Raw genomic sequence first — 24115 nt, 5'->3', positions numbered from 1 at the left:
AGGCCCCCTTTGCAGTTGATTCAGCTTTTCAAACGATGGCCCTAACATACAGACAACAAACAGTTTTGGCTCATCCTTTGCGCGTCGTCCACACCTGCATGATGTCGCCACGCGTCGCGGTCGCAGCGTGCACGCCCCGGGCGATCGCGCGCGCCATCGTCGATGCGGCGGCAGCGTAGAAGTCGACGACCTCGGCCTGGCCGACCTCGATGCCGCTTGCGCCGGTTGCGAGCGCGAACACCAGGTCACCGTCGAAAGGCGTGTGCACCGGCCAGATCGCGCGGGTGAAGCCGTCATGCGCCGAGATCGCCAGCCGCTTCGCCGCTGCCTTGGTCAGCACCGCGTCTGTGGCGATGACGGCAATCGTGGTGTTGGCGGCCGCACTGTTGTCTTCCTCGTATTTCTTGAACACGCGCGAAGCGTCTGCAGGCAGTGGTGATGGGAATCCCAGTCCGCCGAACTCGCCGTCCAGCTCGAACGGCGCCGCCCAGAAATGCCTGGAGCGGCCGACTGTCACCGACCCCGTCGCGTTGACGGCGACAAGGGCGCCGACTGTCACACCGTTGGGCAGAACCGTCGAAGCCGAGCCCAGCCCGCCCTTGAGGCCGGCGGTCAGCGCGCCGGTACCGGCACCTGCCGTGCCCAGCGCGAATTCGCGCGCCGCTGCCTGCACCGCCTCGTAGCCAAGCTCGCGATAGGGCGGATAGCGGCCCCAGTCCTTGTCGCCGCCATTCAGCATATCGAACAGGATCGCCGCCGGCACGATGGGGATCACCTGCTCGCGCATGGCAAAGCCGATGCCCTTTTCGCGCAGCGCTGCCTGCACGCCCGAGGCGGCATCCAGACCGAAGGCCGAGCCACCCGAGAGTGCTACCGCGTTGATCGTCTCGACGGTGTTGTGCGCTTCGAGCAGGTCGGTCTCTCGCGTTCCCGGCGCACCACCCAGCACCTGGCAGGCTGCGGTAGCAGGCGTGTCGCAGATCACCACCGTCACGCCCGATTTCAGCGTTTCATTGCAGGCGTTGCCGACGCGCAGTCCCGCGACGTCGGTGATCAGGTTCAGTGGTCCGGCTTCTAAAGTTGCTGGCGGCATTACTGGATCTCTGCAGGCAGGTAATTGGTTCCGTCGAAACGAAACAGCCGGAACGGGCTTTCCACAAGGTCGCCTTTGGCGTCGAAGCGGATTTTGCCGATGGCGCTGTCGAAGTCATGGCCCGCCAGCATGTCCGCGAGAGGCTTTCCCGTTGACGCGGCGAGCCGCGCCGCAGCGCCGGCAACCTCTACCGCTGCGTAGCCGGGCAAAGTGTAGCCGTCGGTCATCGTCTTGGCCGCTTCGAACGCCGAACGCACCTCCGGCTTGGCGACATCCGACCATTCAGGCGGTGCGATCATCAACGTGCCCGTTGCGGGCGGCACGGTGCGGTCGGCGACGCGCAAAGTCTCGCCGCCGGCGAAAATGATGTCGGCACCGAGCGAAGCTGCGTCGCGGCCCATCACGGCGATGTCCTCGCCGTCGCCGCCGACGAAGACATGCGTGGCGCCCGCCTTGCGCAGTCGGCCGATCAGCGCGACCTGGTTGTCGAGCTGAGGTCTGTAGGTGTCGAAGAACACCGGCTTCAGCCCGGCCTGTTCGGCGCTGGCGCGGAAACTTTCGGCCAGCTCGCGGCCATAGATCGTGCCGTCGTCGATGATCGCAAACAGCTCGTCGTTCCACAGCCGCGTCAGGATCGAGGCTGCCGCATTGCGCTCACCGTCGCCGCGCGGCCCCAGCCGGAACAGCGGCCAGGCGGTCTTGTCGCGCAGGTCGGTCAGGCTGTCGGTGCGCACGCCGACCGAAATGACAGGAATGTTGGCGGCCTTGAGCACGGGCAGGGCGGCCTCGACCGCCTCGGTGCAGAGAAAGCCTGCGGCAATCGCAACCTTGGCGTCGATGAACACCTGCGCTGCCTTGGCGCCGCCTTCGGCCGTGCAGCCGTCGTCGGCGATCACCAGAACAGCGTCGCTGCGCGTCGCGGCAAGCTCGGCACCTGATTTGACCTGCTCGCCGAGGATCGCTGACGGACCCGACAGCGGTGTTGCAAGCCCGAGCTTCACCGGCTCGGCATGGGCGGCAAGCGTCGCCAGCGACGCGCAAAGCAGGGTGGTGATGGCCGTTGCGGCTCGCATTCGCTCCGAAAAATCCTCTGCAAGGCCAAGTTTAGGCTGACAACCTGACCTACTGCCTGGCCCGGCCAAGCGCAACGTGCTTGTGCCATCTCAGCTTGTGACCCGGTCGATGCGGCCATATATAGCGGGTATGTCTCGTTGCAGGAAAATCCGGTGTTGAAGAAGTTTGAAGTCGGGCCGCAGGCCTACCGGGACGCGATGAGCCATTTTGCCGGCGCGGTGCATCTGGTGACCACCGACGGTCCGGCGGGAAAACGTGGCACCACAGTCATCGCTGCCTGCTCGGTGTCAGACAACCCGCCGATGGTGCTTGTCTGCGTCAACCGCGAGAACCCCAACAACGACCTGTTCGTCAAGAACGGCAACTTTGCCCTCAACACGCTGGCCGCCAGGCACGAGCCACTGGCCGTGGCTTTCTCCGGTGTCACAGGCCTCGCGCCTGAACAGCGCTTCGCCCTTGGCGAGTGGGAGGTGCTGGCATCAGGCGCGCCGGCCCTCATCGGCGCCGTCGCCGTGTTCGACTGCGAGCTCGTCGACGCCAAGGAACTGGCCACCCATCGTGTCATGTTTGGCAAGGTGACAGGCCTGCGCATCGGCGATAACCTTCGCCCGCTGATCTATCATGGCCGCAGTTACCACGTGCTGTAGGCCGCCTCTCCGGAAACGCCATGACCGACACGCCTCGTCCAGTTCCCCAGACAATCGACGAGACGCTTAAGATGCTCGCCGGCGCGGACTACGTCGCCGACAGGGCGCTTGCGACGGTACTTTTCTTATCCCTGCGGATGAACCGGCCTTTGTTCCTCGAAGGCGAGGCCGGCGTCGGCAAGACCGAGATCGCAAAGGTTCTGGCCAGCGCGCTCGGACGCCGCCTGATCCGGCTGCAATGCTACGAAGGCCTCGACGTTTCCTCTGCCGTCTATGAGTGGAACTATGCGGCGCAGATGATCGAGATTCGCATGGAGGAGGCTGTCGGCAAGGTCGACCGCTCCGACATGGAAAGGAACGTCTTCTCGGAAAAATACCTGATCCGGCGTCCGGTGCTGGACGCGTTGACCGGCAAGGCGGGTGCTGCCCCTGTCTTCCTCATCGACGAACTCGACCGAACCGACGAGGCCTTTGAGGCTTTCCTGCTCGAAATCCTCTCCGACTACCAGGTCACCGTTCCAGAACTCGGCACGATCAGGGCGGAAGAACCGCCGATCGTCATCATCACCACCAACCGCACCCGTGAGATCCACGACGCGCTGAAGCGCCGCTGCCTCTATCACTGGGTCGACTATCCCAATGCAGAGCGCGAGCTCGAAATCGTCAGCCGCAAGGTTCCGCAGGCCAACCGGCGGCTATCAGCCGAGGTCGTCCGCTTCATCCAGAAACTGCGCGAGATCGAGCTATTCAAGGTGCCCGGCGTCGCCGAAACCATCGACTGGGCGTCAGCGCTGACGGAGCTCGACAAGATAGCACTCGATCCCGAGACGATTTCGGACACCATCGGCGTGCTGCTCAAATATCAGGACGACATCGCGCGCATCGAGCAAGGCGAGGGCCGCCGCATCCTCAACGAGGTGAAGGCGGAGCTGGCTGCGGCGGAGTAGGTGCGGTGACATGACGCCCAGCAGTGCTACATCAGACGGTCGCATCGCCGACAACATCGTCTATTTCGCCCGCGCGCTGCGCAAGGCCGGCATGCGTGTCGGCCCGGCTTCGGTGATGGATGCGATCGAGGCGGTGCTGGCCGCGGGCATCGGCTCGCGCGACGATTTCTACTGGACGCTGCATGCCGTGCTGGTCAGCCGCCACGAGGATCACGCCACCTTCGACGAAGCCTTCCGGCTGTTCTGGAAGTCGCGCGAGCTGATCGAAAAGATGCTGGCGATGTTTTCGCCCATAGCACCCGACCGCCGCGAGAAGCAGAAGCCGCGCGCCGCCGAAAACCGCGTCAGCCAGGCGATGTTCGAAGGCCACCACAACAGCCAGCCGCCGCGCGAAATCCCCGAGATCGAGGTCGACGCCCGTTTTACCGTGTCGGGCAACGAGATGCTGCGCGGCAAGGACTTTGCCCAGATGACAGCAAGCGAGATGTCAGACGCCCGGCGCGAGATCACAGCGCTCAGGCTGCCCTTCGACACCGTGCGCACGCGTCGTTTCAAGCCGGACCCGCATGGCGGCACTGTCGATCCGCGCGCTATGATGCGGGCGGCAGCCCGCACCGGCGGCCAGCTGATCCTGCCGAAATTCCGCTCCGTGCGCGAGGTGCATCCGCCTCTGGTCGTGCTTGCCGACATCTCAGGCTCGATGAGCCAGTACACCCGCATCTTCCTGCATTTCCTGCACGCGCTGACCGAAAAGCGCCGGCGCGTGCACACTTTCGTCTTCGGCACCAGGTTGACCAACCTGACCCGGCAGATGCGTCACCGAGATCCCGACGCGGCCCTTGCCGACTGCTCCGCCGCGGTCAAGGACTGGTCCGGCGGCACCCGCATCGGCGACACGTTGGGCGAGTTCAACCGTTTGTGGTCGCGCCGGGTGCTCGGGCAGGGCGCCGTGGTGCTTTTGATCACCGACGGGCTCGAGCGTGACGATGTGGCAGGGCTCTCCGAGGAAATGGAGCGGCTCAAGAAATCCTGCCGCCGACTGATCTGGCTCAACCCGTTGCTGCGCTTCGAGGGGTTCGAAGCGCGCGCGCGCGGCGTTCGTGCCATGCTGCCTTATGTCGACGAGTTCCGCCCGGTGCACAATCTCAACGCGCTTGGCGATCTCTGCGCTTCGCTCGGCGCGCCGGCGTCGCGCGACACCGACCCCAGATTGTGGATGATCGACGGCCTGCGCCGGGCGGCGTAAGGTCGCAAAGGGAGGTTTCCATGCCAAGCAAGTTTCTCGATGAGGCCCGCGACCCGCTGATCATCGCAGAAGGCTGGATGAAGGATGGCAAGGACGTCGCCATCGCCACCGTGGTCGAAACCTGGGGCTCGGCGCCGCGCCCTGTCGGCAGCCATCTGGTCATCGATGCCGACGGCACCTTCCATGGCTCGGTCTCGGGCGGCTGCGTCGAGGGGGCGGTGATATCAGAGGCCCTCGACGTCATCGGCAGCGGCAAGCCGAAGATGCTGGAGTTCGGCGTCGCCGACGAAACGGCATGGCAGGTCGGCCTGTCCTGTGGCGGGAAGATCAGGGTCTATGTCGAGCGGTTGGGCTGAGCGATGGATCCCTATGTCCTGAAAACCCTGAATGCCGAGCGCCGCGCGCGCCGCGCTGCCATCCTCGTCACCGACACGGGCGACGGCCGCGACCGCGTCGTCAAGGAGGGCGACGCCGTTGCAGGCGAGCTCGGCCAGGCGATTGCCAAGGCGTTTCGAACCGGCCTGTCGAGCCTCGTCGAGGCCGAAGGCCGCAATTTCTTCCTCAATGTGCACCTGCCGCAGCCCAGGCTGGTGGTGATCGGCGCCGTCCATATCAGCCAGGCACTTGCGCCGATGGCCAAGATCGCCGGTTTTCGGCTGGAGGTCATCGACCCGCGCACGGCCTTCACCAGCGATGAGCGTTTCCCCGACGTCGTCCACAAGGCCGAGTGGCCCGAGGATGCGCTGAAGCACTGTCCGCTCGATCGTTATGCCGCACTTGCCGCCATCACCCACGATCCCAAGATCGACGACTGGCCGCTCAAGGCAGCACTCGATGCCGAGTGTTTTTATGTCGGTGCGCTGGGCAGCCGCAAGACGCATGGCCGGCGCGTCGAGCGCCTCATGGCAATGGGCGTGACGCCGGAGCAGATCGACCGCATCAACGCGCCGATCGGGCTCGACATCGGTGCCGCCAACCCTGCCGAGATCGCGGTTGCCATTCTCGCGCAGGTCATTTCGGCGTTCCGTGCGCGCGGCCTCGGCGCCAAGGCAAAAAGCGAGGCGGCGTGAGATTTGGCGCAATCCCCGTCGACCAGGCCAAGGGCGCTGTGCTTGCGCATTCCACCAGCGCCGGTGACCTCCGCTACCGCAAGGGCCATGTGCTTGCCGCCGAAGACGTGGCCATCCTCGCAGCCTCGGGGCTGAGCGAGATCGTCGTCGCCGTGCTGGAGCCGGGCGATCTCGGCGAAGACCAGGCGGCTGGGGCGATCGCGGCCAGCATGCGGCACCGCCATATCGAGGTGAAGCCGGCGGCGACCGGCCGGGTCAATCTGCATGCGCGTGAAGCCGGCGTGTTCACCGTCGATGCCGGCCTGATCGACGCCATCAACGCCATAGACCCCTCGATAACGGTTGCCACTCTGGCCCAGCATGCCACGGTCGAAAAAGACCAGATGGTCGCGACGGTGAAGATCATCCCCTTTGCCGTGTCAGGCGATCTGGTGCGGCAGGCGACCGAACTGTGCGCCAAAGGCGAGATCTTCGCCGTCAATGCCTTCGCGGCGAAGCGCGTCGGCGTCATTCAGACCATGCTGCCCAGCGTCAAGCAGAGCGTGCTCGACAAGACCGCGCGCCTGACCCAGCAGCGGCTGGCGCGCTCGGGCAGCCGCCTCGTCGCCGAGCGGCGCACGGCGCATGAGGCAGGTGCGGTGGCCGAGGCTACCAGGCAGCTTGCCCGCGACAACGACCTCGTCGTCATTTTCGGCGCTTCGGCGCTGGCCGATTTCGACGATGTCATCCCGGCCGCCATCCGCGCCGCCGGCGGCACCGTCGTCCGTTCCGGCATGCCGGTCGATCCCGGTAACCTTCTTGTGCTTGGCCATATCGGCAAGACCGCCGTTCTCGGTGCGCCGGGTTGCGCGCGCAGCCCCAAGGAAAACGGCTTCGACTGGGTGCTCGACCGGCTGATGGCAGGGCTCGACGTCTCCGCGGCCGACATTGCCGGCATGGGCGTCGGCGGCCTGCTGATGGAAATTGCGACGCGGCCGCAGCCACGCGATCTCACCGCCATTCCGCCGGTCCCGAAAGTGCATGCCGTGCTGCTCGCAGCCGGTCGTTCCAGCCGCATGGGCGGGCCCAACAAGCTTTTGGCGCTGTTCCAGGGCAAGCCGCTTGTGCGCCGAACCGCCGAACGGGTGCTTGCGTCGAAGGCCGTAAGCACTGTCGTTGTGTCAGGCCATCAGGCGGGCCGCATCCGTGATGCGCTCGCCGGGCTCGACATTCCCGCGACCCACAATGCCGACTTTGCCTCAGGCCTCGCCAGTTCGCTCAAGGCGGGCATTTCGGCGCTTCCCGAGGATGCAGCCGGTGCGCTGATCGTTCTCGGCGACATGCCCGAGGTGCTGCCGGCCGACCTCGACCGGCTGATCGAGGCCTTCGAGCGGGCAGGCGGCCGTGCGGTCGTCCGCGCCACCCATGACGGCAAACGTGGCAATCCGGTGATCCTGCCGCGCGCCCTGTTTGCAGCCGTTGCCCATCTCGAAGGCGACACCGGCGCCCGGCATCTGATCGAGAGCGAAAGCGTCGATGTCGTCGACATCGAGATCGGTGCCGGCGCTGCCGTCGACGTCGACACGCCCGAGGCGCTGGCAGGAGCGGGCGGGGTGCTGCAGGATTGACAAAGACCCCATTGCCTAGCCAACCCTAGGTCATGTCGCTCGATTCAACGTTGCATTCCTTCGCGCCCCCCTCTGTCCTGCCGGCTTGGCGCTTCGCGCGTTCGTCGTTCGAAAAGCCAAGCAGTTGGCTTTTTGTCGCCTGCGGCGACCACTCCTCACCCCCCACAAGGGGGGAGATCAGCAGCTGCGCGGCCAGTTCACGCCCTGCTTCGTCGCAGGTCGGTCGATGCGTCGATGCCAGCCAATCTCCCCCCTTGCGAGGGAGATGGCCGGCAGGCCAGAGGGGGGCAACGTCGAGCGCTTGGCTGCGGCTTAGCTTGCGCCGCTTGGTCTTGCCGTTCGTGCTTGCCGCATTTGTAGCATTTCCCGCCCATGCCCAAACCCTCGCCCCCTACAAGGACGAGCTCTTCGCCTATCCGGCCATCCTCTCGTCCGAGGGCGAGGCCTACCGCGTCGTCGACTACAAGGAGTTGCGCGACATCAACGAGCGCGACGAAGTGCCGGAGCGCCGGGCCCAGGGCAAATACGTCTCGACGGGTGTCCGTAAGGTCCAGCAGGACCTGGTTTTGAAGACCGATGCCGGCGATGTCAGACACTTCGCAGTCGGCAAAACCGAGGGCGCCGCGGTCATTGTGCTCTATCTCCACGGCCAGGGTGGCAGCCGCAAGCAGGGTGTCGACGACTTCACCTTCGGCGGCAACTTCAACCGCATCAAGAACCTGATGGCCGCCAATGGCGGGCTCTATCTGTCGCCCGACTTTTCCGATTTCGGCGACAAGGGCGTTGCAGAGGTGGCGGCGCTTATCGACCATTACGCGGCGCAGTCACCTGGCGCCAGGATCGTCGTCGCCTGCGGCTCGATGGGCGGCCAGCTCTGCTGGGGCCTGGCGAGGGATGCCAAGGCTGCCACCAAGCTCAGCGGCCTGATGCTGCTCGGCTCGCTCTGGGACGACGCCTTTCTCAAATCCGCGGCCTTCAAGGCCAGGGTACCGGTGTTCTTCGGTCAGGGCAGCAAGGACCCAGTCTTCCCGATCGACAAGCAGGAGGCGTTCTTCCGCTCGATCCTCGCCAAGAGCAAGGCCTATCCCGCGCGTTTCGTCCGCTTCGAGACCGGCACCCACGGCACGCCGATCCGCATGACAGACTGGCGCGAGACGCTCAACTGGATGCTGGCCGCGCGATAGCTCAAGGTCCCGAATTGTAGTCGAGCACAGTCTCGGAGTTTATCTCGCCGTCATAGGACGCGTCGACGTCGTATTTGACCAGCGCAAACGCGCCGTCGCGGAACAGCCAGGTGCCGTCGGATGAGGCATCGCCGACGCCGCGCCATTTGGCGTGCGAAGTGATCGTCATCGTCTTCTCGTCGAAGGACGAGTTGACCAGCGTGTTTTCAGAGCGGTAGCCGATGACGTTGACGCTCTCGAGTTTGCCGTCGGGATTGTCGCCCTCGTAGTGGATGTCGAGCTCGGGGGCGGCGAAATGCTGCTCGTTCAGCCCGTCGGCCTCGTTCCAGAGATAATAGACATGGGTCTCGTTATAGGCGCCCATCTGGCAGAAGAAGCGGAACAGCCGGGCTTCGCTGGCCGGCGCGTCGGCGGCGTCCGATTTGTTGTGGTAGGAAATCTTGTAGCTCTGGATCGCCTCGTCACCTTCGCGGGCAACGTCGCACTGGGCCTTGTGGCTTGCAGCGAATGTCTTGGTGGCAAGGTCGAGCACGGCGTCGATCTCTGTGGGCGGGGCATCGCCACACTGCTTGGGCAGCGCTTCGCTCAGATTGCCTTCGGCTGGCTTGAGTGCACCTTTCTCGAGCTGGATCGGGGTGAAGGGCGGCTCCTGGATCGAGCCGTTGACCTGCCGGGCGGTGTAGCAGCCGGCGAAAACCTTCTCGGTGCCGTCCTTGTCTATGGCGCGAATGGCGACCGGGATGCTGTAGAAGATCGAGCCGGCAGCGCCGTCCGAACTGACCGCGCCTGTCTCGATCTCGACGCGCTCGGTTTTCTCATATCCCTTGGCGAATTCGGCAAAGTCCTTGGCGGGCTTGGCCTCGCCGAAATAGTCCCAGGCACGGGCATATTCCTTGCGGCTGACCGCATTGTAGAGCGAGCGCACCACGGCGGCCGCATCGGATCGGTCATCGAGATAGGGCAGATCGGCGGCCAGCGCCTGGAACGACCAGAGGCTGGTCAAGGCGGCGGTCAATGCTGCCCGTGTCGAAAAAGTCCTCATCGCGAATCTCCTGCCTGCCGCAATGATGCATCATCGATTGCGGCAGCGCAGTGACGCGCAGGACCATCATGCCTGGCGCGTCGACATTTCGCGCGCGATACGGGGAAAATCTGCCGGCTTGATGCCGATGTCGGCGCGGTCGGCCGAGTTCATCGCGTTCAGCAAGGCAAGCGCCGCACGATAGCGGACCTGTTCCTTGGGGCGAGGGCGGGCGAACAATTCGGTATAGAAACCCATCTCTCAGGCTCCGGTTTGTCCTCCCACGGCGACATATAGGTGATTCCGGCGTGATTGTGCAGTGCAGCATCGACATGGCTGCCATGCAGTGCATAGAAAAAATCTTTCACGACCGGTGTAACAAATCAGGTCTCGGTTGCGTAACTGAATAGCCGGCACTGCTGGCTTTCCTCGCCGCAAGGCGACTTCGGGCCGCATATTACCCCCCATGCGGCCCGATTTTTGTGCCGACATTTCTAAGAAGCCACTGGCGTCACGAAACGATTTTTAACCGAGCCTGATTATGGTTCCGGCAAATATTGCGTATCATGCCGTTTCGTGCGGAGGGCCTTGCATGGGCACCGAGACCAATCGCGACTTCGCTTCGTTGCTCGACGACCTGTTCGTCGCGACCGAGCCCGGCGAGATTTCGCCCGCGCCGACAATCCCGTTCGACTATCTCGCCGTTGCCGAGGAACTGCATTCCGGCCGCATCCGCGTTTCGGGCGAGACCGCGGCCGCCGGCTATCGTGAGGCGGGCGAGGCGCTCGAGGACGAATTCGTTTCCCTGCTCGACATGGTCAGGGCCAGGGCTGTGGCCGACGCCGTCGAAGCCGCGGCGGGTCCTCTGGAGCCCCCGGCGCCCGAACCGCCGTCGATCGACCCCGACGCGATCGCCGCCGAGCTTGGGCTGGCCGAGGCCAAGCCGGCCGATCTCGCCAGGCTGCGCCGTATCTTTGCGCTCGCCAACCACCCCGACCGCGTGGCGCCGCATCTGCGCCAGCGCGCCATGGTGCGCATGCAACTCGCCAACATGATGATCGACGACGCCAAGCGCCGCGCCGCCAAGAAAAAGAGCTGACGCCGCCTTCAGCCTGATGCCGGACCGGCCAGTGCCCCGCTTGGCCGATGCAGCGAGACGTCCTATCTGTGAGACGCTGCATCGCACTGCCGGGAGGCCCTATGCTCAGAGTCCAGAAGATACCGCTCGACGACATCTACGTGCCCGCGGCGCGCAAGAAAACGTTGCATCCCGAAACGGTGCGGCATCTCGCCGAAGACATCGTCGAGAACGGCATGAAGACGCCGATCCAGGTGCGGCACGACGGCAAGCGCTACGTGCTGGTCGAAGGGTTGCACCGGCTGGAGGCGGCGCGCTGGCTCGGTGAGACCAGCATCGATTCCTATCTCGTCCAGGCGCGGAAGCATTAGACCAGCTTTTTTTCGACGGGCTGTCGGATCGAGCGCGGCTGGCTCGTCCTAGGTCCGAAAGCTGATTTCAACGAGGAGACTGCCAGATGACTTCTGCCAATGACCGCGAACTGGTTCTGACCCGCATCATCGATGCGCCGCGCGAGAAGCTGTATCGCTGCTGGACCGACGCGGAACTTTTGCCGAAGTGGTTCGCGCCGCTGCCCTGGACGACGGCCAGCGCCAAGCTCGACGTGCGCGCCGGCGGCACCAGCGCGATCACCATGCGCAGCCCCGAAGGCGTCGATTATCCGAGCTCGGGTGTCTATCTCGAAGTCGTGCCGAACGAGAAGCTGGTCTTCACCGACGCCTTCACCGAGGCCTGGCAGCCATCGGAAAAGCCGTTCATGGCGGCGACCGTGACCTTCGAGGACATTGGCGGCGGCAAGACCCGCTACACCGCCACCGCCCGTCACTGGAGCGTCGAGGACCGCGAAACTCACGAAAAGATGGGCTTTCACGAGGGCTGGGGCCAGTGCGCCGACCAGATGGAAGCGCTGGCAAAGACGCTCTGAGGGGCTTGCCTGCTTGCGAAGAGGCCAGGTTCGGCGGACCTGGCCTCTTTCGATTCATGGGGGGCGGCGGCCTCGTGAGGATGGTCTGACGTTGCCCTACGAAGCCAACCTTCGGCGTCCTGATCCTTCGCACCCCCCTCTGGCCTGCCGGCCATCTCCCCCACAGGGGTGGAGATTAGTCTCGTCGCCAGCGGCACCTATCCTGCGGCGTCGGATGGGATCGGCCTTGCTGCGTTGGCGATTGGGCGAGGCGACGACGAGACTAATCTCCCTCCTTGTGGGGGAGATGCCCGGCAGGGCAGATGGGGGGAGGATCGCGGCGCGGCAAGTCACTGCAAAAGTTCTTCCTCCCGTGGAAAATTTCTCCCACGTTGTCGGCAGTCGGCCATACCGTTCGTCCTAGAGGCAGGAGCGACGAGGCTCTGGCAGAGAGGACGAGGACATGAACAAGCGCAGTTTCATCACCATGCTGGCGGCGGCGGCATTTGCAGTTGTGACGGGAGGAGCGGCGATGGCCGAGACGGCGAAAGCCACGGATGCCAGCGTCAAGGCAGGTCATGCCGAGATCAACGGTGTAAACTACTATTACGAAATCCACGGCGAGGGCGAGCCGCTGCTCCTGTTGCATGGCGGGCTGGGTTCGGTCGACATGTTCGGGCCGGTGCTGCCGGCGCTGTCGAAGAACCGGCAGGTGATTGCGGTGGACCTCTACGGACATGGCCGCACCGCGCTGACCGATCGCAAGATGAGCATGATCGACATGGGCGACGACATGGCCGGGCTGGTCAAGAAGCTCGGCTACGACAAGGTCGACGCGCTTGGCTATTCCTTCGGCTCCGGCGTCGCCTTCCGTCTGGCCGTGCAGCATCCCGAGACGGTGCGCCGGCTGGCGCTGGTGTCGGCGGCCTATGCCCAGGACGGCTTCTATCCCGAAATGCTGCCGATGCAGGCTCAGGTCGGCGCCGGCATGGCCGAGATGATGAAGCAGACGCCGATGTACCAGACCTATGCGGCGGTGGCGCCCAAGGTCGAGGATTTCCCGAAACTGCTCGACCAGATGGGCGAGTTCATGCGCCAGCCCTATGACTGGGCCGAGGACGTCAAGACGCTGAAGATGCCGGTCATGCTGGTTTATGGCGATAGTGACATGTACCGGCCCGAGCACATCGTGAAGTTCTACCAACTGCTCGGCGGCGGGCTGAAGGATGCCGGTTGGATGCGCGAGAACATGTCTAGGAACCGGCTGGCGATCATTCCCAACCGCACCCACTACGACGTGTTCTTCGCACCGGAACTGGCGACGACCGTACTGCCCTTCCTCAATGGCGAGACCAAGGTGAAGACCTGGGACGAGCAGGTCAAGGAATCGCAGTAGCGCAATGGCCGGGCGCCTGCCGGAAATCGGCGGCGCCCGGCCAATTTCCTTGCCGGACCACGGCTTCGAATGGTATCGTTCGGGCACGCTGAGAATGCCCCTTGCAGGGTGTCGGAGATGCGGCCAGCAAACTGATCGAAAATGAGCTGGCGATGATGCGGCCCAACTTGCCGCGCGGCAGTCGATGCCGCCTTCTACATGCAGGCCGCAGTGACGCGATGATGCCACGAAAGGAAGTGGTCATGGCTATCTCATTGACGATGCAGGAATATCTGGAAGACAACCACATCCGCTACGATGCCGCCAAGCATTCGCGCACCGGCTGCTCGATGATGACGGCGCAAGCGAGCCATGTGCCCGGCAGTGCGCTGGCCAAAGGCGTGGTGCTGAAATGGGAGGACGGGTATGTGCTGGCCGTGCTGCCGGCGACCCGCCATGTCGATCTTGCCCGGATGCGCGAGATCATCGGCGACAAGGTGAGGCTGGCGACCGAAGAAGAGGCGAGTTCGCTGTTTCCCGACTGCGACGAAGGTGCGGTGCCGATCCTCGGCGTGCCCTACAGGGTGGCCTGTGTGGTCGACGAGCAACTGCGCCGCGGCAGCGACGTCTATTTCGAGGGCGGCGACCACCGCACCCTCGTGCATGTCACCGGGGACGAGTTTTCGCGGCTGATGTATGGCATGCCGCAGGCCCGCATCAGCTGGTGAAAAGTTGAGCCCGGCGTGAAGGGGCGGGGCGCGCCTTTACGCAAGTCATTGAATGACGATGCCTATTGCCGCTTGGGGTGTTGACCGGGGCGGCAGGCCGGACGCCCTCAGGGGCTGTTCGGTCGACAGCGAGAGGTTTTTTCGCCGTTCGGGAAAATACCTGCTTCGTGTCACCGATCCGCCATTCGGCGGTCATGGTTCGGGGCTATGTTGAGCAATGTCGAAATGGTCACGAATGGAGGCGACTATGGACGACCAGCATGAACTGACACTCGAAGACCTGCTGCAGGATCCGATCATCCTGAAAGTCATGGAACGCGACGGCTATTGCCCCGACGACATCCGCCTTCTGGCGCGGCATGCCACTTCGGGCGCCCAGGTCTGGGAAAGCGTATCCTCGCGGGCCAGCGCCCGCCGGCAGAGCCGCTTGGCTTTCCGCACGGCCAATGCGTCGTGCACGTCGCTTTGCGCGTAAAGCCGCAACCTGCGATGTGACTGCCGCCTGAGGCAGTCACCCCACCTTTTTCATCGACAATCGACAGCACTGCACCTTATGCCTGATGCCGCAACAGCGGTATCTCAGGTGAGGGGATTTGACATGGCGCAACGATATGAAGGCGGCTGCATGTGCGGAGCCGTGCGCTACGCCGTGGACGCCGAGCCGCTGAACGAACGCGTCTGTCATTGCCGCAGCTGCCAGAAGGCGGTGGGGGCCGCTTTCAATGCGCGATTGATGTTCCGCACCGAGCAGGTGACGATGAGCGGGCCGGTGAAAACGGCATTTTCGTCAGCTGGGGTCAAACGCGGCTTCTGCGCCGAATGCGGCACGACCGTGCTGTCGGGGCGCGAATCCGCCGGCGTGCTGGCCGTAACGTCGGGTTCGCTCGACGATCCCGACCTGTTTCGCCCGTCCATGCATATCTGGGTGTCGTCGAAGCAGCCCTGGCTCAAGCTCGACGACGACCTGCCGCAGTTCGCCGAGGCAGCGCCGGCATAGTCTTGTTGCGCGCGATCTAGACGCAGATCTCGACGCCGCTGTCGCGCAGTCGGGCGAGCAGGCGCTCTTCCGGCAGCGTGTCGGTGACGAGCGTGTGGATGTCATGGAGCGAGCCGAGGCGGACCAGGGCGCGGCGGCCGAATTTCGAGCTGTCGACGGCCATGATGGTGCGCGCGGACTGGCCCATGGCGGCGGAAACGGCCGCGACTTCGGCATGATCGTCGTCACCGATGTCGCCGTCATGGTCGACGCCGCTGACCGAAATGATGGCGACGTCGAACTTGAAGCGCCTGATATATTCCGACGTTTCCTCGCGGAAGACGCCACCGTCGACCTGGCGGACGAAACCGCCTGGCACGGCGATGGCGAAATTGGTGCTTTCGCTCAGCGTCGTTGCGACGCGCAGCGAGTAGGTGACGACGCGCAGGTCGCGTCGCTTGACCAGCGCGCGCGCCACCGCCTCGCAGGTGGTGCCGGTGTCGATGAAGACAGCAGCACCATCGGGCACAAGCTCGGCGGTCAGGCTGCCGATGCGCTCCTTGGCGGCGGCGTTTTCGACGCGGCGTTGGCGCAGCACCGCGGGATCGACGGGTGCTGAAATCGTCGCCCCGCCATGCAGGCGCCGCACCTTGCCGCCCTGTTCCAACGCCATGATGTCGCGACGCGCGGTCTGCGTGGTCACCCCGTAAAGCGTGGTGATCTCTTCGATCGAGACATAGTGGTTTGTCTCGAGATAGCCGAGCAACTGGGCCTGACGGGCCGATTTCTTGTTGTCCGTGTCCATGCCAAGTCTGTCGTTTAGGGGCATTGCGGTTCGGTCTCCACAATCCTTGCTAGCAAATTAGCTCGGCGGTTTCACCCGTCTGCCGGGGCACCGCGCGGTTCATCTCTGAAATCGTATTCATTTCCAGAAATGTTGTAAAAGTGACATCTGAGATCATTAATGTCCGTTTTCGTACTTTTCAGTGACCGCAACATGTCATTCGCACGCTGGCCCTGGCGGTTTTGTGACAATGCGCGGTCGCATCGCAAAAACGGAGTGACGCGATGACGACGATCCACAACGGCGCGGCGAAGCAGCCGGCCGCCACCAACGGCCAGCATCAGGGACGGTTGCGCGCGTTTGCCGCGGCCCTTTTGTGCGGCACGACATTGGCCATGTCGGCGATGGCAGCGCAGGCGGCGGAGGATTCGATCCGGATCCTGACGCTCAACACCTGGCTCGACCGTTTCAAGCCCAACCCTGCGGTTGCGGCCGACTTCTTCATCAAGGGCAGTTACGATGTCCTGACCTTCCAGGAGTTCCGCGCCAACAGCACCTATGCCCGCGATCTGCCTGGCCTGATGCAGGCTGCCGGCCTCGGCACATACGCCACGCGCCAGGACAGCGACGTCGGCGTCTTCTCGCGTCTGCCGGGCACGTTCGGCGCCTTCACCTCGGGTGCGACAGCGACCTACACCAAGGTCGACGGCACGGCGAAGCGGCCGCAGACGATCGTCGGCACCACCCACCTCAACTACTACGACGAGCCGACCAACCGCATCAGCCAGGCCAAGGCGCTCAACAACTGGGCGAAGGCGCAGACCGGGCCGGTGATCCTGACCGGCGACTTCAACGCCGGCGACGTGTCCGAGCGCGGCCTGCACTCGATCAGCCAGCAGGAGCGGCTGCTCAGGATCTACACCAAGAACCCGACCAATGCGTTTTATCTCAGCCTGCTCAGGCAATATGCCAAGGACCAGGCTCAGCTCGACGCCTTCATCGCCCAGTGGAAGGGTAAGCCCGGATCGCAGATCGATGCTGCCACTGTCCCGTCCGGCCTGTTCGCCGACGAGATGTATCCGGTGGCCGGCAACCTGCCGCAGACGATGAACATCCTGAAGAAGCAGTACCAGCTGCTGCAGCTGGCCTCCGAGCGCGAGCAGTTTTCGCCGCACGCGCTGAATGACGGCTCGGTGACCTGGCCGTCCCATGGCGAGGACGCGACCAACACCTGGGGCAGCTGGCACCGGGTCAAGATCGACCATTTCCTGGCCTCGCGCCCCTTCGGCAAATGGTGGACGATCAAGGACGATCCGGCCGATCCCTATCTCGGCGTTGTCACCGATGTCAGCTACGTGACCAATCCGGATGGTTCGAAGACGCCGCTGTCGGACCACGAGCCGGTGGCGCACAATCTGCGTTGGGTCGGGCCACAGCTCGAGACCTATGACGACAACGGCACCGCCAGGACGCGGCTGGTGTGGGGCAAGGATGCCTCGACCTTCGGCGAGAAAGGCAAGGAGTTCTTCCTCAGTCGCAACAATATGCGTGACGACGTCTATCTCGGCCAGATCTCCGACGACAACGGCATGCCGATCCTGACCGGCCTGACCGAGGCCGAAAAGAAGACGCTGCTCGACTGCAGGAGTACGGATGCCCGCTTCCAGCAGGCGATCCGCGACTATTGCATTGACGACCACGGCTTCATCGGCGAGACGAGGGTCGCCGATGGCGGCACTGTCATCGTCGAGGAGGATGCGGCCCTCGGCGGCGAACAGGCAAATCTCAGGCTCGATGGTGGCAGCTTGAGGGTTGCCGGCACCGACATGCATGTGCTTGGCCGCAGCGTCGTGCTGGAGGCGGGTGGCGGCTCGCTCGACATCGCCGCTGCAGGCAATGTCGTTGGCATCAACAAGGCGATTTCGGGCACAGGCAACCTGACCAAGCTCGGGCTTGGCACGCTGATGCTCGACGGCAGCCACAGCTACACCGGCGAGACCATCGTCAAGGCGGGCGCGCTTTCGGTGCAGGGCTCGATCGCATCGTCGAAGCTGGTAACGATCGGCGCCGGCGGCATGCTGGGTGGCATCGGCACGCTCGGTAACACGGTGGTTGCCTCGGGCGGCACGCTTTCGCCCGGCAATTCGAACGGCACCATCAAGGTTTCAGGCGACATCACCTTCGAAGCGGGCTCCAAATTCGAGGTCGAGGCCAACGACAAGGGTGAGAGCGACAGGGTCGCGGCAACGGGCAAGGCGATCCTCAAGGGCGGCTCAGTGTTGACGCTTGCCAGCGGCAACAATTACGCGCCGCAGACCCACTACCAGATCGTCACCGCCGATGGTGGCGTCACCGGCGCGTTCGCGGATGTTGCCGCCAACCTCGCCTTCCTTGACCCAACGCTCTCCTACGGCACCAACGACGTGACGCTGATGCTGAACCGCAACGACATCACATTTGCCGATGTCGGCACGACGCCGAACCAGAAGGCTGCGGCTGCGGCCCTCGAAAGCACCGGCTTCGACAATGCTGCCTATGCCGCCGTCGTCAATCTCGACAAGGCCGCAGCACAGCAGGCCTTCGGCCAGCTGTCGGGCGAGCTGCATGCGTCGGCACAAGGGGCGGTGATGCAGGACGGCGGCGTGCTGCTCGATGCCGCCACCAGCCGCATCGACCAGGCGTTCGGCGACGCGGGCGCGGCCGGCATGCCTGTTATGGCCTATGGCGAAGGCGGGCTGGAGCTGGCACCCACCGACACCGACCGCTTCGCACTGTGGAGCCGCGCTTTCGGTTCGTGGGGCAGCACTGATGGCAATGGCCACACCACAGGCTTCGACCGCAGCTCAGGCGGCCTTGTCGGCGGCGCTGATGCGATGGTCGGCGACAGCTGGCGGGTCGGCGTGGTGGCCGGCTACAGCCGTTCGTCCTTCGACGCGGCAAACGGGTCTGGCAGCGGCCGCAGCGACAACTACCATATCGGCGTCACTGCCGGCACGCGGGTTGGCGCCTTCGGCCTGACGACGGGCGCGACCTACAGCTGGCACCGCTTCGACACCGCGCGCCAGGTGGCATTCGTCGGCTTCTCTGACGCGCTGACGGCCAAGTATGACGGCGGCACGGCGCAGCTGTTCGGCGAGGCGAGCTACAAGGTCGATGCGGGGCGCTTCGCCGTCGAAGGCTTTTCCAGCCTGTCCTACGTCAACTTGCGCACCGACGCCTTCACCGAGACGGGCGGGGCTGCCGCACTGTCGAGCCAGGCAACGAGCAACGACGTGACCTTCACGACGATTGGCGTGCGCGGTTCCACCGATGTCGTGCTCGGCGCTGTCGAAGCCACCGTGCGCGGCACGCTGGGCTGGCGCCATGCATTCGGTGACGTCACGCCGGTGTCGTCGGTTGCCTTCGCCGGCTCCGACGGTTTCGAGGTGGCGGGCACGCCGATCGCCAGGGATGCGGCTGTCCTGGGCGCCGGCATCGACTTCGGCATCGCGCCGAAGGCCAAGCTCGGCATCAGCTACACTGGCCAGCTGAGCAACGGCGCCTCCGATCACGGAATCGACGCCAAGCTGGCAGTCAGCTTCTAAGCGCTGTTGCCAGCTCCGCCTTGCTGAACCGGACGTGGCTTTTCCTCTCCGGTGCCGACGAAACAGGATCGATGCCAAGCTGGCAGTCAGCTTCCACGAACTGCGACCTCTATCCAGCCGGCACCTGTGTGCCGGCTGGACGAGGAAAAAAGCCCCTGGCGTCGAAAAAGGCATCCGCGGCCATGGGGCCGTGGCCGCGGATGCCTGACTTACCGGCTTGGTGACCCTGCAGGATGCGATCGACTGACGCCCAGGCGACATAGCGCGGCTGGGTCCAGCCTTCAGCCGGTTCAAGTGCCTCGACGGCGTGGATGTCGTCGATGCGCACCCAGGCATGGATGACACGCCCATCGCCGAGGCAAAGGCCGACATGACCCCAGTTGATCGTGATGTCGAACAACTCGTCGGTCGTGTCGAAGAAGACGAAGGCACCGCGCGGCGGCTCAACCGACGGGGTGCCGGTTACGCCATAGTCGTTCGCCGATTCCTTTGCGGAACGGCCGCCGAAGATTTCGATGGCGTTGCTCTCCTACGCGTCCTCGACGAAGGCGAGGCAGCGGAGCAGTAGTCCTCGTTGCCGAGCTGCGCGATGGCCCAGATGATGGCGCTATCGATGTATTTTTCTGTGGTTGTTTTCACGGAGCAGAAATCCTGTCGGGAGGGTGGGTGTACCGACTTCGATCGTGATTGTTGCGATGCGCGCCATTCGACCCTCCATGTCAGGATAATAAATTAGTGATGTCAGGGTTTATGTCCGAAATGTAGTCGAAGTGTCCGAGGCAACACGATGCAGCCGACCGAGGTTGAGCCCATATTGTTGTTTGGTGATATTTGGTAATACATAAATTTTACTGAAAGTTGCTTGACGGGTCGTGGATCCGAAATTATGTGCGCTGCGGGCAACAGCCCGATCCGTTGGCGGACGACACGAACCGCGCCGGCTTTGCCGGGTCATATATCCCAGCATGGAAACTGCCATGAACGATCAGATCAATTCGGCCTCCGAAATCTCGTTGCGCCGTATCACCTGCCAGACCGTCTCCGACATCTGCGATCTCAGCGAGACGTTGAGCGAGGCCCAGCGCAACAAGGTCGCCGACAACGCCATGTCGATCGCCGAGGCGCATTTTTCCGAGAACGCCTGGTTCCGCGCCGTCTATGCCGACGAGGTGCCGGTGGGCTTCGTCATGCTGCATATAGGCTCCGACTATGACGTCATCGACTGCCCCGGCGCCTTTCTGTGGCGCTTCATGATCGCGGGACCATTCCAGCGCATGGGCTTTGGCGAAAAGGCGATCGCGCTCGTCGCCCGCGAAATGAAGGCGAGGGGATTTGCCGAACTCTTCACCAGCTACGGCCTGGGCGAGGCGAGTCCGGAAGGCTTCTACAAGCGCCTCGGATTCGTCACGACCGGCGAGACCTATGACGACGAGATCGAGGCCGTGCTGACCTTTTCGACCTGAACAGGCGAGCGGGCCGACCGTCTAGCGGCGGCCCGCATGGTCCAGCTCCGCCAATTCTTGCAGCGGGCGTTCAAGCCTGTCCATCCGGCTGGCGATGGGCCACGTTCCGTCGAGGACGATGTCTGCCGTACCGGTGAGTTCCCTGTCATCGAACAGCTCATGACCGTCATCGGCGTAGAACCTGAGCGATGCCAGCCCAGATAGTCATCGGGATGACGAGATGCCGTCGATGTCGTCCCAGAGATGACAGCTGTGAAAGCGCTCGGCCAGGGCGCGCGTGAGCGTGGTTTTTCCGGCTCCGGAAATTCCCGAAATGGCGATGATCATCGGCATGCGAGGCATCTGGCAGAGGACGATGACGCCAGCCTTGCGCACGTGAAGCCGACATCGATCAGCCGTGGCTGGCGTCACCCCGGACCAGCGCCAGGAATTCGCGCGCGGCGCGCGTGGCATAACGCTCCTTGTGGCGCAGTACGAAGAAGCTGCGCCTGGGCAGCGCGAAGTCGACGGCGACAAGCGTGCCGGCCTTGAGCGAGGCGTGCGCCACGAGGCGCGACATGATGGCGACGCCGGCACCGGCTTCCACCGCCGCACGCACGGCCTCGTTCGAGGGCAGCTCGAGCGCGATGTCGAGGCTGTCGGTCTCGACGCCGCGCAGCGCCCGTATCGCTTCGAAATGGGCGCGCGTGCCCGAACCTTGTTCACGCACGATCCAGCGCTGCGACTTCAGGTCCTCGGGAGAGGACGGCGGCGTGACTGTCCAGGGATGATCGGCGACGGCGACCAGCATCAGCTCGTCCTCGGCGACCGCTTCAATGGCGAGGGCCGGATCGTTGACCTCGCCTTCGACAAAGCCGAGATCGGCCGAACCGTCATGGATCTGAGCTGCGACCGTCTCGGTGTTGCCGATGGTGATGCCGAGCGCGATGCCGGGAAAGCGCTGTTGGAAACGATGAGCGACCGATGGCAGCCAATAATTGGCGACAGTCTGGCTGCCGGCAAGCTTGAGCGAGCCGCGCTTCAGGCCGGCGAGATCGGCCAGCACCACCTCGGCGGAGCCGGCGCGGGCCAGCACGGCACGCGCCTCGGACAGGAAGATGCGGCCGGCGTCGGTGAGCACGATGCGGCGGCCGACGCGGTCGAACAGCTTCGTCTGGTAACGCGCCTCCAGCGCCGACACCGCGGCACTGGTCGCCGATTGCGTCAGGTTCAGTGCCTGGGCGGCCCGAGTGACATGTTCGCGTTCGGCAACCGCAACGAAGATCCTGAGCTGTTCGAGGGTCACGGCTTTCCTTTCGGTCTCTCAGCCCAGAAGTTTGACCAGCAATAGAGAGAAAGTCGCGATGAAAAGGAACGCGGCCAGGCCAAGAAAGAGTGGACGAAGTCCCTTGGCCCTGAGCTTGCGGATGTCGGTCTCGAGGCCCATGGCGGCAAGCGCCATGGTGAGCAGGAAGGTGGTGAGTGCGACGATCCATGTCTTCGCATCCGCCGGAATGTCGACGAGGCTATTGACGCCAACCATGGCTATGAAGCCGAGCACGAACCACGGCATCGGGGCAGTTGTGCCGCCTTGGGTCGCCCTGGACGATCTCGCGCGCTGGCGGGCGGCAAGGCTGAGCGTGATCACGACAGGCGCCAGCATCATGACACGGGTGAGCTTGGCGACGGTGCCGAACTCGCCGGCCTGCTGGCCGTCCTGGAAGGCGGCTGCCACGACCTGGGCGATCTCATGGATCGAGGCGCCCGCCCACAGCCCGTAGGCGTGGGGGCCAAGCTGGAGCAAACCGGGTAGCAGCGGATAGGCAAACATTGCGATCGAGCCGAAGACGGTGACGCAGGCAACCGCATAGGCGACATCCTCGTCCGATGCCTTGGTCACCGTGTTGGTGGCGATGACGGCGGACGCGCCGCAGATCGAGGTGCCGGCGGCGATCAGCTCGGCAAGCTTTTGCTCGACGCCGATCAGCCGACCGAGCCACACGGTGAAGGTGAAGGTGGCAACAAGCGTGGCAGCGATGATGGCCACACCAGTGATGCCGACTTCGGCGACCTGGCTTGCTGTCAGCTGCAGGCCAAGCAGGATGATGGCGAAACGCAGCACCTTGCGCATCGAAAAGGCCACACCTGGTTTGGCCTGGACCGGGGTGCCGGCAAGATTGTGAAAGGCGATGCCCAACACGATCGCAATGATCATCGGGCTGAAACTGCCGAGGCCGGGCAAATGCCGCAGCGCAAAGGCAAGGGCAGCGATGCCCGCCGCAAGCAGCAGCCCGGGCAGCAGTCTGGCCCAGCCTAGGTGGCCGGGCGCTGGGAGACGCGCTGCTGGAGCGTGGGTGGCGGGGAGTGAGGTTTCGGTTCGGGCGAGGGCATTCATGGGCTTGGACCTGTCAATTTTCAGGTGCAAGCTATGCGCCGGCTTTCCATCAATCCAACGCGTAATTTCGCTTGAATCGTTCGGGTGAGGCGAATGGTTGAGCGGATGGTGAAGTGTTGATCAACTGCCGGGGCGTCTAGCTTTGGGCAGCGCGTGTCTTGACCAAGATTGCCTTGAAGCCGGACCGGACAGCCCGACGAAACCGCTTCCAGGGTGATTGATAGGGAGCCTGCGCCAACGGATGTGGCGGCCAGGGCGGTTCGCGGAAGCTGAAGTCGCCCGGCAGCGCAGCGCGCAGCGCGGCCAGAACTGGTTCGGAGTGACGCGCGTCGATATGCACGTTGTCATCGGAGAACGCTGCGGCGATCGAGCCGTCCGGCAGGGCGTAGCCTGCCCGGAAGTCGACGAACGGCACGTCCATGGCTGCCATGCGGGCGTTCATCCGGTCACGGATCGCCTTCACGTCGACGCGGCATTCTTCGTCGCTGCCATACCATTGCGGCTCCAGAAACGCCGGATTGAACGGCACGATGCATGACAGGGCGACGATCGCCGGGCACCTGGCGCGAAAGCGCAGCAGCGCCTGTTCGAAGCGGTCGAGCAGGAGATCGGTCTCTTCCGACGTCGGACGGGTGTTGGCACGGGCAAGGCGTGGAATGTGCGTTCTGCTGTCGATCTCCCCGAAGGACAGGATGAGCACGTCGCCTGCCTTGGGGCGGCAGTTCTTGGGAACCAGAGAGGCGATGCCATCCCTGGCTGCCCTGTGCATGGTGATAGGGCCACGCCAGTAGATCTTCGCGTCGGCTACTCCTGCAAAACTGAACAGCGAATGGCTGTCCCCCAGCGTCATCAAGGTCATTTGCCGTCCACGCCTTCGACAAGGGGGACACGGCATGACGTATGCGCTTGCGAAACAGTTGGGCTCGTGCTGGCGCAGGTCTTCGTGGGGCAGGGCCTTGG

The 24115-nt window shown here is 64.1% G+C and carries 26 protein-coding genes; 16 read left to right on the top strand and 10 right to left on the bottom strand.

Features of this window, described 5'->3' with window-relative positions; translation table 11 throughout:
- Window positions 1-70 precede the first annotated feature (70 nt).
- Window positions 71-1093, bottom strand: coding sequence for a P1 family peptidase (locus SLT36_RS18235; protein WP_432283819.1), 1023 nt, complete (start codon window positions 1091-1093; stop codon window positions 71-73).
- Window positions 1093-2166: a branched-chain amino acid ABC transporter substrate-binding protein gene (locus SLT36_RS18230; protein ID WP_432283818.1), complete on the bottom strand. Its 1074-nt coding sequence runs from the start codon at window positions 2164-2166 to the stop codon at window positions 1093-1095. The genes SLT36_RS18235 and SLT36_RS18230 overlap by 1 nt, the downstream gene beginning before the upstream one ends.
- A 153-nt stretch (window positions 2167-2319) precedes the next feature.
- Here SLT36_RS18230 and SLT36_RS18225 point away from each other — a divergent pair, with 153 nt between their 5' ends.
- The 7 genes from SLT36_RS18225 to SLT36_RS18195 all read left to right on the top strand — a co-directional run bounded on the left by SLT36_RS18225 (window position 2320) and on the right by SLT36_RS18195 (window position 8868).
- Window positions 2320-2814, top strand: coding sequence for a flavin reductase family protein (locus tag SLT36_RS18225; protein ID WP_067966410.1), 495 nt, complete (start codon window positions 2320-2322; stop codon window positions 2812-2814).
- Window positions 2815-2834: 20 nt separating this feature from the next.
- A complete protein-coding gene (locus tag SLT36_RS18220) occupies window positions 2835-3761 on the top strand; it encodes an AAA family ATPase (RefSeq protein WP_432283817.1) in 927 nt (308 codons plus the stop codon).
- A 10-nt stretch (window positions 3762-3771) separates the two neighbouring features.
- Window positions 3772-5007, top strand: a complete 1236-nt coding sequence (locus tag SLT36_RS18215) for a vWA domain-containing protein (protein WP_432283816.1) — start codon at window positions 3772-3774, stop codon at window positions 5005-5007.
- A 20-nt stretch (window positions 5008-5027) separates the two neighbouring features.
- Window positions 5028-5363, top strand: a complete 336-nt coding sequence (locus tag SLT36_RS18210; RefSeq protein WP_432283815.1) for an XdhC family protein — start codon at window positions 5028-5030, stop codon at window positions 5361-5363.
- A 3-nt stretch (window positions 5364-5366) separates the two neighbouring features.
- Window positions 5367-6077, top strand: coding sequence for an XdhC family protein (locus tag SLT36_RS18205; RefSeq protein ID WP_432283814.1), 711 nt, complete (start codon window positions 5367-5369; stop codon window positions 6075-6077).
- Window positions 6074-7684: an NTP transferase domain-containing protein gene (locus SLT36_RS18200; protein WP_432283813.1), complete on the top strand. Its 1611-nt coding sequence runs from the start codon at window positions 6074-6076 to the stop codon at window positions 7682-7684. The genes SLT36_RS18205 and SLT36_RS18200 overlap by 4 nt, the downstream gene beginning before the upstream one ends.
- Window positions 7685-8010: 326 nt before the next feature.
- Window positions 8011-8868 (top strand): alpha/beta hydrolase family protein, encoded by an 858-nt coding sequence (locus SLT36_RS18195; protein ID WP_432288386.1) that lies wholly within the window; start codon window positions 8011-8013, stop codon window positions 8866-8868.
- Between the two features lies 1 nt (window position 8869).
- On the opposite strand, the gene SLT36_RS18190 is transcribed toward SLT36_RS18195, so the two are convergent.
- Together SLT36_RS18190 and SLT36_RS18185 are read right to left on the bottom strand one after the other, a co-directional pair.
- The gene (locus SLT36_RS18190; RefSeq protein ID WP_432283812.1) at window positions 8870-9910 is read right to left on the bottom strand and encodes a DUF1176 domain-containing protein; all 1041 of its coding nucleotides are present in this window, start codon (window positions 9908-9910) and stop codon (window positions 8870-8872) included.
- A gap of 66 nt (window positions 9911-9976) precedes the next feature.
- The gene (locus SLT36_RS18185) at window positions 9977-10147 is read right to left on the bottom strand and encodes a hypothetical protein (protein ID WP_154383983.1); all 171 of its coding nucleotides are present in this window, start codon (window positions 10145-10147) and stop codon (window positions 9977-9979) included.
- A gap of 334 nt (window positions 10148-10481) precedes the next feature.
- Between SLT36_RS18185 and SLT36_RS18180 the strand changes: the two genes are divergently transcribed.
- From SLT36_RS18180 to SLT36_RS18150, 7 genes are all read left to right on the top strand, one after another.
- The gene (locus SLT36_RS18180; protein ID WP_432283811.1) at window positions 10482-10988 is read left to right on the top strand and encodes a hypothetical protein; all 507 of its coding nucleotides are present in this window, start codon (window positions 10482-10484) and stop codon (window positions 10986-10988) included.
- A gap of 101 nt (window positions 10989-11089) precedes the next feature.
- Complete coding sequence (locus SLT36_RS18175; RefSeq protein WP_115732322.1) at window positions 11090-11338, top strand: ParB N-terminal domain-containing protein; 249 nt, start codon at window positions 11090-11092, stop codon at window positions 11336-11338.
- An 86-nt stretch (window positions 11339-11424) separates the two neighbouring features.
- Window positions 11425-11892 carry an SRPBCC family protein gene (locus SLT36_RS18170; protein ID WP_432283810.1) on the top strand — a complete coding sequence of 156 codons (468 nt, stop codon included), beginning with the start codon at window positions 11425-11427 and terminating at the stop codon, window positions 11890-11892.
- 442 nt (window positions 11893-12334) lie between these two features.
- Window positions 12335-13267, top strand: a complete 933-nt coding sequence (locus SLT36_RS18165; protein ID WP_432283809.1) for an alpha/beta fold hydrolase — start codon at window positions 12335-12337, stop codon at window positions 13265-13267.
- A 242-nt stretch (window positions 13268-13509) separates the two neighbouring features.
- Window positions 13510-13974: an aminoacyl-tRNA deacylase gene (locus tag SLT36_RS18160; protein WP_432283808.1), complete on the top strand. Its 465-nt coding sequence runs from the start codon at window positions 13510-13512 to the stop codon at window positions 13972-13974.
- Window positions 13975-14221: 247 nt separating this feature from the next.
- Complete coding sequence (locus SLT36_RS18155) at window positions 14222-14449, top strand: hypothetical protein (RefSeq protein ID WP_067961344.1); 228 nt, start codon at window positions 14222-14224, stop codon at window positions 14447-14449.
- A 123-nt stretch (window positions 14450-14572) separates the two neighbouring features.
- Window positions 14573-14971: a GFA family protein gene (locus SLT36_RS18150; RefSeq protein ID WP_432283807.1), complete on the top strand. Its 399-nt coding sequence runs from the start codon at window positions 14573-14575 to the stop codon at window positions 14969-14971.
- Between the two features lie 16 nt (window positions 14972-14987).
- Here SLT36_RS18150 and SLT36_RS18145 read toward each other — a convergent pair whose 3' ends face one another.
- The gene (locus tag SLT36_RS18145; RefSeq protein ID WP_432283806.1) at window positions 14988-15755 is read right to left on the bottom strand and encodes a DeoR/GlpR family DNA-binding transcription regulator; all 768 of its coding nucleotides are present in this window, start codon (window positions 15753-15755) and stop codon (window positions 14988-14990) included.
- A gap of 263 nt (window positions 15756-16018) precedes the next feature.
- Here SLT36_RS18145 and SLT36_RS18140 point away from each other — a divergent pair, with 263 nt between their 5' ends.
- A complete protein-coding gene (locus tag SLT36_RS18140; protein WP_432283804.1) occupies window positions 16019-19318 on the top strand; it encodes an autotransporter domain-containing protein in 3300 nt (1099 codons plus the stop codon).
- Window positions 19319-19427: 109 nt separating this feature from the next.
- Here the strand turns inward: SLT36_RS18140 and SLT36_RS18135 are convergent, their stop codons facing one another.
- On the bottom strand, window positions 19428-19718 hold the full coding sequence (locus tag SLT36_RS18135; RefSeq protein WP_432283803.1) for a hypothetical protein: 291 nt from the start codon (window positions 19716-19718) through the stop codon (window positions 19428-19430).
- A 577-nt stretch (window positions 19719-20295) separates the two neighbouring features.
- Here SLT36_RS18135 and SLT36_RS18130 point away from each other — a divergent pair.
- Window positions 20296-20781, top strand: a complete 486-nt coding sequence (locus tag SLT36_RS18130) for a GNAT family N-acetyltransferase (protein WP_432283801.1) — start codon at window positions 20296-20298, stop codon at window positions 20779-20781.
- Window positions 20782-20985: 204 nt separating this feature from the next.
- Here SLT36_RS18130 and SLT36_RS18125 read toward each other — a convergent pair whose 3' ends face one another.
- From SLT36_RS18125 to SLT36_RS18110, 4 genes are all read right to left on the bottom strand, one after another.
- Window positions 20986-21114 carry a hypothetical protein gene (locus SLT36_RS18125; RefSeq protein WP_432283799.1) on the bottom strand — a complete coding sequence of 43 codons (129 nt, stop codon included), beginning with the start codon at window positions 21112-21114 and terminating at the stop codon, window positions 20986-20988.
- A gap of 58 nt (window positions 21115-21172) precedes the next feature.
- Window positions 21173-22066, bottom strand: coding sequence for a LysR family transcriptional regulator (locus tag SLT36_RS18120; protein ID WP_432283798.1), 894 nt, complete (start codon window positions 22064-22066; stop codon window positions 21173-21175).
- Window positions 22067-22084: 18 nt separating this feature from the next.
- Window positions 22085-23155, bottom strand: coding sequence for a YeiH family protein (locus tag SLT36_RS18115; RefSeq protein ID WP_432283797.1), 1071 nt, complete (start codon window positions 23153-23155; stop codon window positions 22085-22087).
- Window positions 23156-23291: 136 nt separating this feature from the next.
- Window positions 23292-24014 carry an SGNH/GDSL hydrolase family protein gene (locus tag SLT36_RS18110; RefSeq protein ID WP_432283796.1) on the bottom strand — a complete coding sequence of 241 codons (723 nt, stop codon included), beginning with the start codon at window positions 24012-24014 and terminating at the stop codon, window positions 23292-23294.
- Between the last annotated feature and the right edge of the window lie 101 nt (window positions 24015-24115).

Source organism: Aminobacter sp. BA135, assembly GCF_050859125.1.
Lineage (GTDB): Bacteria > Pseudomonadota > Alphaproteobacteria > Rhizobiales > Rhizobiaceae > Aminobacter > Aminobacter ciceronei.
The sequence above is the reverse complement of the archived record's forward strand: the minus strand, read 5'-3'. Positions and strand labels throughout refer to the sequence as shown.

What these genes read in the sequence shown, in the direction of transcription:
- SLT36_RS18205 (WP_432283814.1), top strand. Translation starts at nt 5,367, where the DNA reads ATGGATCCCTATGTCCTGAAAACCCTGAATGCCGAGCGCCGCGCGCGC.
- SLT36_RS18165 (WP_432283809.1), top strand. Translation starts at nt 12,335, where the DNA reads ATGAACAAGCGCAGTTTCATCACCATGCTGGCGGCGGCGGCATTTGCA.
- SLT36_RS18125 (WP_432283799.1), bottom strand. Translation starts at nt 21,114, where the DNA reads ATGCCGATGATCATCGCCATTTCGGGAATTTCCGGAGCCGGAAAAACC.
- SLT36_RS18155 (WP_067961344.1), top strand. Translation starts at nt 14,222, where the DNA reads ATGGACGACCAGCATGAACTGACACTCGAAGACCTGCTGCAGGATCCG.
- SLT36_RS18175 (WP_115732322.1), top strand. Translation starts at nt 11,090, where the DNA reads ATGCTCAGAGTCCAGAAGATACCGCTCGACGACATCTACGTGCCCGCG.
- SLT36_RS18210 (WP_432283815.1), top strand. Translation starts at nt 5,028, where the DNA reads ATGCCAAGCAAGTTTCTCGATGAGGCCCGCGACCCGCTGATCATCGCA.
- SLT36_RS18230 (WP_432283818.1), bottom strand. Translation starts at nt 2,166, where the DNA reads ATGCGAGCCGCAACGGCCATCACCACCCTGCTTTGCGCGTCGCTGGCG.
- SLT36_RS18220 (WP_432283817.1), top strand. Translation starts at nt 2,835, where the DNA reads ATGACCGACACGCCTCGTCCAGTTCCCCAGACAATCGACGAGACGCTT.
- SLT36_RS18170 (WP_432283810.1), top strand. Translation starts at nt 11,425, where the DNA reads ATGACTTCTGCCAATGACCGCGAACTGGTTCTGACCCGCATCATCGAT.
- SLT36_RS18140 (WP_432283804.1), top strand. Translation starts at nt 16,019, where the DNA reads ATGACGACGATCCACAACGGCGCGGCGAAGCAGCCGGCCGCCACCAAC.
- SLT36_RS18190 (WP_432283812.1), bottom strand. Translation starts at nt 9,910, where the DNA reads ATGAGGACTTTTTCGACACGGGCAGCATTGACCGCCGCCTTGACCAGC.
- SLT36_RS18180 (WP_432283811.1), top strand. Translation starts at nt 10,482, where the DNA reads ATGGGCACCGAGACCAATCGCGACTTCGCTTCGTTGCTCGACGACCTG.
- SLT36_RS18215 (WP_432283816.1), top strand. Translation starts at nt 3,772, where the DNA reads ATGACGCCCAGCAGTGCTACATCAGACGGTCGCATCGCCGACAACATC.
- SLT36_RS18185 (WP_154383983.1), bottom strand. Translation starts at nt 10,147, where the DNA reads ATGGGTTTCTATACCGAATTGTTCGCCCGCCCTCGCCCCAAGGAACAG.
- SLT36_RS18110 (WP_432283796.1), bottom strand. Translation starts at nt 24,014, where the DNA reads ATGACCTTGATGACGCTGGGGGACAGCCATTCGCTGTTCAGTTTTGCA.
- SLT36_RS18235 (WP_432283819.1), bottom strand. Translation starts at nt 1,093, where the DNA reads ATGCCGCCAGCAACTTTAGAAGCCGGACCACTGAACCTGATCACCGAC.
- SLT36_RS18150 (WP_432283807.1), top strand. Translation starts at nt 14,573, where the DNA reads ATGGCGCAACGATATGAAGGCGGCTGCATGTGCGGAGCCGTGCGCTAC.
- SLT36_RS18130 (WP_432283801.1), top strand. Translation starts at nt 20,296, where the DNA reads ATGAACGATCAGATCAATTCGGCCTCCGAAATCTCGTTGCGCCGTATC.
- SLT36_RS18160 (WP_432283808.1), top strand. Translation starts at nt 13,510, where the DNA reads ATGGCTATCTCATTGACGATGCAGGAATATCTGGAAGACAACCACATC.
- SLT36_RS18145 (WP_432283806.1), bottom strand. Translation starts at nt 15,755, where the DNA reads ATGGACACGGACAACAAGAAATCGGCCCGTCAGGCCCAGTTGCTCGGC.
- SLT36_RS18115 (WP_432283797.1), bottom strand. Translation starts at nt 23,155, where the DNA reads ATGAATGCCCTCGCCCGAACCGAAACCTCACTCCCCGCCACCCACGCT.